Below are 8,764 nucleotides of genomic sequence, written 5' to 3'. Positions count from 1 at the left end.
GCTCCTGCCGGACCTACCGGGCCTTGCGGACCGACCGCTCCATCGGCTCCTGCCGGACCTACCGGGCCTTGCGGACCGACTGCACCGTCGGCTCCTGCCGGACCTTGCGGACCGACTGCTCCAGCGGTTCCTTGAATACCCTTCTCTCCTTGTGAGCCAGCGTCCCCGCGGTCACCTTTATCCCCTTTGTCGCCTTTATCTCCTTTCTCCCCTTTATCTCCTTTCTCGCCCTTCTCACCTTTTTCCCCAGGCTTGCCAGGCTCAGCTTGTACTGTTCCGCCCGTTCCGGCGATAAAGAGCGCCACACCTTCTCTCTGGATGACGGAAACGGCTTCTCCTATCTTCAGGTTCAAAGCCTCGCTGCTCCCGCTTAACCCGTTCACATTAGAAGCGAGTACAAAGGATTGAATGTCTCCTGCATCAGTCAAAACTTCGACGCTGCTCGCCGAAAGGCTTTGCAAAATCCCTCGCACAACCCGGTTTGTTGTATCGACTGTATATGTATTCGCTTTGCTGAATATCGAAGCGATCTGTTCGCGGGTCATCGTGTCTTTCGGTCTGAATGTATTGTCAGGGAATCCGCTGACCATGTTCAGCTTTACTGCAGCGCCGATATAACTGCGCAGATCCGGTGAAATTTGCGAGGCGTCATTAAACCCGGACGCTGCTTGCTCTGATCCGCTGAGCTCGCTTTGCTTCCCTGTCGCTCTCACGACGAGCTTCGTAATCCACTCTCGGCTCGCAGGCTGGCTACCCCAATTTTCGACAGCATTCTCTTCGCTTGCTACGAGCAGGCCGCGCTCGACTGCTTGTCCCGCCCAACCTTTTGCCCAATCCGATACTTGCAGAGGGAGTGATCCGGCATCCGCTTGCCCGTTGCCGCCCATAAATCTCACAGCCATGATAATAGCTTCTTGCCGGCTAACGGCTTGCTGAGGATTGAAGCTGCCGTCTTGGTCACCTTCGACGATACCCAGCGCCGACATCTGATAAATATAATTATGCGACCAGGAAGAAGCCGATACATCTTTGTAGACCGGATTTTCCACGGCTGCAAAAGCCAGAGCGCCGAAGGGAAGAACAGCCACGGTTTGAGCCAGCAGAGCTGTAAGCAGTACTTTCTTCAGCCTACCCGGAGCCGATTTGGGCCTGCTTATGTAGTTCTCGCAGCTTTGCGTTCCTTCCAAAGTCTTAATGTTGCGGATCACATTCATGCATGTATCTCCTTTTCGATAAATAGAATCAAATAAAATAGTCCTTTCACATTATATGGCGAATTCGACATTTTACCAAGACAGGCCAACATCAAAAAAATTTAATACTTTTGACCTATCGCTTTATTTTCAAAATGCTCAATAGAAGCCTCATGGAAGGATTCAGACCGTTGAAGTCGAATACTTACCTTGTAAACATGAGTCTGCTTAGGAGGACCCGAATGATGGAATTCAGACTTGATATGATCGAAGATAAAGTGGAATTTTTCGAAGCGTATGACTTAAAAAACTTGGAGCGCAAGGTGGAGGAACAGGTTACGATCAACAAATCATTAATGCTGCAGGTAGCCTCCGTACAGCATCAAACTGTCTTTGACCAGAATGCAGGCAAGCTGCTGTATACGGCCGTTGTTCACTTCAAAATCAAATCCAAGCTGTAAGCTCTGTAGCGCCTCGGCCCCTCATGTTTGCCGACGGAGGCTCAGGGCGCCGATCCTACGTTCATGCAGCAAGCCCCTCGGCTGCGACGCTACGGGGGGCTTGCTGCATGCTATTGAAATATAGTCTTGCCTTTATTTCTTGTAGAACTTCACCAGATCGTCGATGTTGACGGGGAGACCCGTACGAATCGCACGGTTGGCCGCTATCCCTGTCAAGATGGAGCGCGCTCCATCGACATGGTCGGCCGCGCGGTTGAAGCGATCCTCGACAGGCGTGCCGAAAATATCGTTGAGCAGCACCGGATCGCCGCCCCCATGACCGCCGACTCCCTCTTCCACCTCAACCTCGTAAGGAGCGGCAAACATCGGGAAAACGCGCATCGTTTTTCCTTTCAACGCGCCTTCCAGCGCCTTGTCGCCGCCCGAGTTCACGTAGGATTGCTCGACGATCGACATCTCGAGACGTCCCTTCGTACCGTTAAAGGCGATGCGGTAGCCTTCCCATGGCAAGTATGCGTTCAAGGAGTAGGTCAGGATCGCATTGTTTTTGTAGCGCACCAAAACGCCCATCGTATCCTCGATGTTGATGCCGTCTCCGAATACGCTCTGATCGCGGCGATAGCCGTCCTCATGCTCGGCATCCAGATACATCGCTTTCAGATGATCATTCGAGTCCAGGTGCAGAGCGAACGGATCGTTCTCGGCATTCGGATTGCCCGTGGCACGCTCGTAGAACTTGGTGACTCCCCGCTGCTCGGCGTTCTCGCGCCCGTAGAACAACAGGTCGCCGAAAGCAAACACCGTTTCCGGCTGAGAACCGATCCAGAAGTTGACAAGATCGAAGTGATGCGTGGACTTGTGAACGAGCAGCCCTCCGCTGTTCCGCTTGTCCCGATGCCAGCGGCGGAAGTAGTCGGCTCCATGCTGGGTATTCAGCAGCCATTCGAAATGCACGGAAGTCACTTTTCCAATGACGCCGTCCTCAATAAGCTCGCGTGCCTTCGTATGATGAGGAGCGTAGCGGTAGTTGAACGTAACCCGGACATTACGTCCCGTCCGCTCGACGGCATTCAAAATCTCCTGGCATTTGTCCTCATCCACGGTCATCGGCTTCTCGGTGATCACGTCGCAGCCCAGCTCCAGCGCGCGAATAATATAAGTATGATGCGTGCGGTCCACACTGGTGACGATGACGGCATCAGGCTTTTCTTGGGCGATCATCTGATCGAACTCATTGGATTTATAAGTATTCACTGCCGGATAATTATACTTGTCCACGAGCCGTTTGTTCGCGTAATCCATACGAGTCTGGTTGATATCGCAGAAAGCCAGCAGCTGCGAGGTTTCCTTATAGTGAGTGGCAATAGCCGAGTAAAAAAATTCAGCGCGGCCCCCGGATCCGACTAAAACATACGTTTTTTTCGTGTTCAATGCATGTCGCCTCCATCTCATTCGTTGTTCTTCTTCTCCCCTTCATATTAACGCAATATAAAATGTATTTCTGCTCCTTTCATGCTGATTTATTTATTAATCCCGCATATTTTGCTATAATGAAGCTCGAAAGAGAGGTAATAGCGATGAGCGATGCCCAGATTAGCAGCTTCGGCAGCATGTCCGATCCTTTGTACGTTGAGTATGCCAAACGCAGCACGCCTTTCAGTATGACGGATAATCACTTCCACCCCTATTACGAAATCTACTATATGCGATCGGGCGAGCGTATTTATTTCATCAAAGACTCCTCTTATCCTATCCAGCAAGGGGATCTCGTTTTTATTAATAAATATGAGCTACATAAGACGCTGCAGGCGGGGTCCGGCGGACATGAGCGTGTCATCCTGCATTTTGACGACCGGTTCGTCCACTCGGTCTGCGACCAGCAGTCCAAGCTTCTGCTCAGTCCCTTTCACCAGGACAGTCCGGTGATCCGGCTGCCTGCAGATGATCAAGAGGTCATCGAGAGCCATATGGACCGGCTGGAAGCAGAGCTCGCAGAGCAGCCGATTGGCTATGAGCTTTACGTCAGACATGCTGCCGTGGACCTGCTGCTACTGGCCTCGCGCTTTCTTCAGAAGCATGCGCCGGTGGAGCTTGCTTACGCCACTCCCATGCACAAGAAAATATCGGAAATCGTGCGTTTTCTCAATGTCCATTACGCCGAGCCGATCCATCTCCATATGCTGTCGGAGCGTTTTTTCGTCAGCCCTTATTACTTGAGCCGGATGTTCAAGGAAGTGACGGGCTTTGCCTTAACCGACTATCTGAATTTGACCCGGGTGCGGGAAGCCCAGCGCCAGCTCCGCGAAACGGATTTGAAGATCATCGATGTGGCGGCGAGCGTCGGATTTGACAACTTTTCCCATTTCGGCAAAACTTTCAAAAAAATTACCCGGACCTCGGCGCGTTCATACCGGATGGCTGAAAGAAAAAAGCGCTAGCAGCGGCCCGGCTGGCTGAATAAAAGCGGCTCCCTCTTTCTCCGTCCGCTATTCCCATTCCCCCGCATCTGTGCTATAGTACGTGAGAAAACTAAAGAAGAAATTCCGGATTAATCGGCAGCCTGCCTGGCAAGCTGCGTTCCGGGAGAGGTTCGCGAACTCCCTCTATAAAAAACTAAGGCAATGCGATGGCCCTGTTCAGGTATCGTCGTTTTTGCGTTCGGCGCGAAGCGGCCTTGCCCCGCTTCGCGCCGATTCTTTAGCATAGGGAAGCCATGCCGAATCTCTTTCTTCTCCATCTTACCGAGAGAGGAAGAGCATGTAATGACATCAAGCAAAGCAATCGTTGTGTTCAGCGGCGGGCAGGACAGCACGACCTGCCTGTTCTGGGCGCTTAAGAAGTATGACGCCGTAGAAGCCGTCACCTTCGACTACGGCCAGCGGCACCGGCTGGAGGTTGAGACGGCAGCCAACATCGCTAGCGAGCTGGGCATCCCGCATCATGTGCTGGACATGTCGCTTCTCAGCCAGCTGACGGCCAATGCGCTCACGCGCAGCGACATCCCTATCGAGCAGCAGGATGGGGCTCTGCCGTCAACCTTTGTAGACGGACGCAATCTGCTGTTCCTGTCCTTCGCAGCCGTTGCTGCCAAGCAAATCGGGGCGCGCCATATTGTGACCGGCGTCTGCGAGACGGATTTCAGCGGTTACCCGGACTGCCGGGATGTATTTATCAAGTCGCTGAATGTCACGCTTAATCTTGCAATGGATCATTCGTTCGTGCTCGAAACTCCGTTGATGTGGCTGACGAAAAGCCAGACCTGGGAGCTCGCCGACCAGCTCGGCGTCCTGGACTTTGTCCGGGAGCGCACGTTGACCTGCTATAACGGCATCATCGCCGACGGCTGCGGAGATTGTCCGGCCTGCAAGCTGCGCCGCAGAGGGCTCGACGACTACCTTGCCTCCTCCGTCAGGAGGGCATTTTCATGATTCAGCAGATCTATCCGGCCGTTGCTCATGCCTATATGTATGAGCTTAATAAAGATTTTCAGTTTGCCGCCGCCCACTTTATCCCTGCCGAACAGGCTGGAAAATGCCGCCAGCTGCACGGCCACACATATTTCGCTAATATAACGATCGCCGGAGACGTGCTGGACGAGACCGGGTTTCTGGTTAACTTCTCCACCATCAAGCAGCTGATCCACAGCCGGTTTGACCATACGCTGCTCAACGAGGACACCGAAAGCTTCGATGAGCGGCTCCCTGAACGATATCCGACAACAGAAGTGGTCGCCAGGACGATCTGGGAGATCGTGCAGCGGCATTTGGATCAGACGGCGAATCGGCCTCGCTGCCTGCAGGTATTTCTCCGCGAAACGCCGACCAGCTATTGCCTGTACCGGCCGAAGGGCGGTGCCGGGCATGCCTGAGCTTGAGCGGATAAAAGCGGCAGCGGCCCCTGCGATTCCCGTCATGGAAATATTCGGCCCGACGGTCCAAGGCGAGGGAATGGTCATCGGGCGGAAAACGATGTTCGTCCGCACGGCCGGATGCGACTACAGCTGCTCGTGGTGCGACTCCGCATTTACATGGGACGGCACCGCCAAATCCGACCTTCGGCTGCTGTCTGCCGGGCAAATATGCGACGAGCTGCGGGCCGTTGGCGGCGATGCCTTCGACCATGTCACTTTGTCGGGAGGCAATCCCGCCTTGCTGCCTCAGCTTGAAGCGCTTATCGGACTGCTCCATGCTCAAGGGATGCAAGTCGCCCTGGAGACGCAGGGCAGCCGCTGGCAGGACTGGTTCCTGCGGGTCGATGATCTCACCCTTTCCCCCAAGCCGCCGAGCTCGGGAATGAGGACGGACTGGCAGATGCTGGACAGCATCACCGCCCGCTTGGCGGCGGCCGGACGGAACTTCAGTCTGAAGGTCGTCGTTTTCGGCGAACCCGATCTGGAGTTCGCAGCCCTTGTACATGAGCGGTACCCTCTGGCTCCCTTCTATGTGCAGACCGGCAATGGCCGCTGCCATGAAGCTTCGCCGGATCGGCTGCTGCCGTATTTGCTGAGCCAATACCAGTGGCTGATCGACCGGGTTATGACCGACGAGCGGCTCAAGCGCGTACATGTGCTGCCCCAGCTTCATACCTGGGTATGGGGAAATAAGAAGGGCGTATGACCGCCGCCGAATGCATAAGGAGGAGAAGCAACTATGGCAGGAAGAACCGAACAGGAGCTGGCAGGCATCACCCATCTCGGCAATCAGGGGACAAATTACCTTTTCCACTATGCTCCCGGCGTGCTGGAGGCTTTCGATAACAAGCATCCGGGCCGCGATTACTTCGTGAAGTTCAACTGTCCCGAATTCACAAGCTTATGCCCGATGACCGGACAGCCCGACTTCGCGACGCTTTACATCTCGTACATCCCCGACCTGCGGATGGTCGAAAGCAAATCGCTTAAGCTGTATTTGTTCAGCTTTCGCAATCACGGCGATTTCCATGAGGATTGCATGAATATTATTATGAATGACTTGATCGCCCTGATGCAGCCCCGGTACATCGAGGTTTGGGGGAAATTTACGCCGCGCGGCGGTATTTCCATCGACCCGTACTGCAACTGGGGAGCTCCCGGTACCAAATATGAGCAAATGGCGGAATACAGACTCATGAACCATGATTTGTACCCGGAAAAGGTGGACAACCGCTAGCCGATCCGCCCGTCATATGCACGACAAATACGCCTTCAGCCCCTCTCTGCGAGCGGCGATGAAGGCGTATTTGTCCATCCATGGGATCGGTTCGACAGGCGATCAGCCCGGAACCCGCAATCCTACGAACTTGCGGGGCTATAGAGTCAGCCTGCTTGCCATCCGGTACCCGAGTCCATAATTCTGCACCCGGTTGTTCCGCCTGTCATCAAGCTTTGCCTGGACGGCTGGGCTTGCCGCTAGCCGAACGTCCCGAAGCGCTATCCGGCCAAAGCGGACCGCGGCGTGCCGGCTGGCTGCTTGGCCCGCTGCGCGCTTGCCCCTTCGGCCCGGCCTCCGCCCGGCTTCTGCCGCCGCTTCCCGGCTTGCCGTCGCGGCTGCTGCCGGATTGGCCTTGGCGGTTTGCCGCCGCCGGCTGAGGCTGACCCGGCGTTCGGGCCGAGCGTCCGCCGGACGGGCGCGTTGGACCCTGCTTGGCCCGCTTCTGCTGCCCGGAAGGCGCCGATGCCGGCTCTGGCTGGGCTGCCGTCACCTGCATAGGATACGGATGATCGGTCACGACGGGAACCGTCTTTCCGATCACTTTCTCGATATCCTTCAGATACGGCTTTTCTTCGAATTCACAGAAAGAGATCGCTGTTCCGCTCAGACCTGCTCGGCCGGTACGACCGATCCGATGGACATACGTCTCCGGTATATTCGGAAGATTGAAGTTAATGACATGAGACAGCTCGTCGATGTCAATCCCCCGCGCGGCGATATCCGTAGCGACCAGTACGCGCGTGGCGCCGTTTTTGAAGTTGTTCAAAGCGGCCTGCCGCGCATTCTGCGATTTATTCCCATGGATCGCCTGGCCGCTGATGCCTGCCTTCGACAGATCGCGGACGACCCGGTCTGCGCCATGCTTCGTGCGGGTGAACACGAGAACGGAGGCGATGGACTTGTCCTGCAGCAAGTGGATCAGCAGCTTCTGCTTGTTCTCTTTGTCCACAAAATACAGCGATTGGGCGATTTTCTGGGCTGTGGAGGACACGGGAGTAATCTCTACCTTGACCGGATCGATCAAAATGTTTTTGACCATCTGAGCGATCTCGGGCGGCATCGTCGCCGAGAACAGAAGCGTCTGCTTCTTGCTCGGCGTTTTCGCCACGATCCGTTTGACATCATGGATAAAGCCCATGTCCAGCATGCGGTCTGCCTCGTCCAGTACGAAAATCTGCAGCTGCCGCAAATCCACGAAGCCTTGGTTCATCAAGTCGAGCAGCCGGCCCGGAGTCGCGACAAGAATGTCCACGCCTTGCCCCAGTGCCGCTTCCTGAGGCTTCTGGGAAACGCCTCCGAAAATGACGCAGCTGCGCAAGGAGGTGTACCGGCCATATGCCTGAAGGTTATCATGAATCTGTATAGCCAGCTCCCGTGTCGGCGTCAGAATCAGAGAGCGGATCGGGCGCTTGCCGCCTTTGGCTCCCTGCCCTTTGCTCAGCAGCTGAAGGATCGGCACAGAAAATGCCGCTGTTTTCCCTGTTCCCGTCTGAGCGCATCCCAGCAAATCGCGGCCTTCCAACACAGGCGGGATCGCCTTCTCCTGGATCGGCGTCGGGGTCGTATAATTTTCCTGGGCCAGCGCTTTCAATATCGGGGGAATAATATTCAAGTTCTCGAATGTCATGTTATCTCCTTAGTGTACATCTAATATATGGGCAAAGCCCTCGCCCGGGTATGCGGCATGGCCGCAGCCGCGGACCGTTTGAAGGCACTCTTTCTATGATATACGATGCCGGGCAGAAGTCAAAGGAAATTGTAGTTTCGCCGGATGGCGCGCCCGGAACGACAACGGAGCTCAGCGACTCTTGGACGGGCAAATGGAGTAAAAATGGAGCGTATCACGTTCCAAGTAGCTCTGTGTTCCGCTACAATTCGTATCGGCAAGTCCCTCCAAACCATTCTCCGAATCATCCTTCGG

9 protein-coding genes and 1 riboswitch are annotated in these 8,764 nt (G+C 55.1%); of the genes, 6 read left to right on the top strand and 3 right to left on the bottom strand.

The annotated features are described in order from the left end of the window. Positions 1-1,214 (bottom strand): S-layer homology domain-containing protein (locus BLR08_RS32010; RefSeq protein WP_176835528.1); only part of this gene is annotated, 1,214 nt, incomplete at its 3' end. A gap of 224 nt (positions 1,215-1,438) precedes the next feature. Here BLR08_RS32010 and BLR08_RS15220 point away from each other — a divergent pair. Then, the gene (locus BLR08_RS15220; protein WP_072332511.1) at positions 1,439-1,654 is read left to right on the top strand and encodes a DUF2536 family protein; all 216 of its coding nucleotides are present in this window, start codon (positions 1,439-1,441) and stop codon (positions 1,652-1,654) included. A 132-nt stretch (positions 1,655-1,786) separates the two neighbouring features. Here the strand turns inward: BLR08_RS15220 and BLR08_RS15215 are convergent, their stop codons facing one another. After that, positions 1,787-3,085, bottom strand: coding sequence for a Gfo/Idh/MocA family protein (locus tag BLR08_RS15215; RefSeq protein WP_072332344.1), 1,299 nt, complete (start codon positions 3,083-3,085; stop codon positions 1,787-1,789). A gap of 146 nt (positions 3,086-3,231) precedes the next feature. Between BLR08_RS15215 and BLR08_RS15210 the strand changes: the two genes are divergently transcribed. From BLR08_RS15210 to queF, 5 genes are all read left to right on the top strand, one after another. Next, complete coding sequence (locus tag BLR08_RS15210) at positions 3,232-4,092, top strand: AraC family transcriptional regulator (RefSeq protein ID WP_072332347.1); 861 nt, start codon at positions 3,232-3,234, stop codon at positions 4,090-4,092. Positions 4,093-4,233: 141 nt separating this feature from the next. After that, positions 4,234-4,277: riboswitch (PreQ1 riboswitch) on the top strand. Positions 4,278-4,416: 139 nt separating this feature from the next. Beyond that, complete coding sequence (queC, locus tag BLR08_RS15205) at positions 4,417-5,082, top strand: 7-cyano-7-deazaguanine synthase QueC (RefSeq protein WP_072332350.1); 666 nt, start codon at positions 4,417-4,419, stop codon at positions 5,080-5,082. Next, entirely contained in the window at positions 5,079-5,522 is a 444-nt protein-coding gene (gene queD / locus BLR08_RS15200; RefSeq protein WP_072332353.1) for a 6-carboxytetrahydropterin synthase QueD, read from the top strand. The genes queC and queD overlap by 4 nt, the downstream gene beginning before the upstream one ends. Beyond that, entirely contained in the window at positions 5,515-6,270 is a 756-nt protein-coding gene (gene queE, locus BLR08_RS15195) for a 7-carboxy-7-deazaguanine synthase QueE (protein WP_072332357.1), read from the top strand. The genes queD and queE overlap by 8 nt, the downstream gene beginning before the upstream one ends. A 33-nt stretch (positions 6,271-6,303) precedes the next feature. Beyond that, positions 6,304-6,801, top strand: coding sequence for a preQ(1) synthase (queF, locus tag BLR08_RS15190; RefSeq protein WP_072332361.1), 498 nt, complete (start codon positions 6,304-6,306; stop codon positions 6,799-6,801). Positions 6,802-7,009: 208 nt separating this feature from the next. Here the strand turns inward: queF and BLR08_RS15185 are convergent, their stop codons facing one another. Further along, positions 7,010-8,470: a DEAD/DEAH box helicase gene (locus tag BLR08_RS15185; RefSeq protein WP_083537269.1), complete on the bottom strand. Its 1,461-nt coding sequence runs from the start codon at positions 8,468-8,470 to the stop codon at positions 7,010-7,012. Between the last annotated feature and the right edge of the window lie 294 nt (positions 8,471-8,764).

Origin of the sequence: Paenibacillus sp. cl123, assembly GCF_900101595.1 — a bacterium.
GTDB lineage: Bacteria > Bacillota > Bacilli > Paenibacillales > NBRC-103111 > Paenibacillus_G.
Note: the sequence above shows the minus strand (reverse complement) of the source record. Positions and strands in the feature narration are given on the sequence as shown.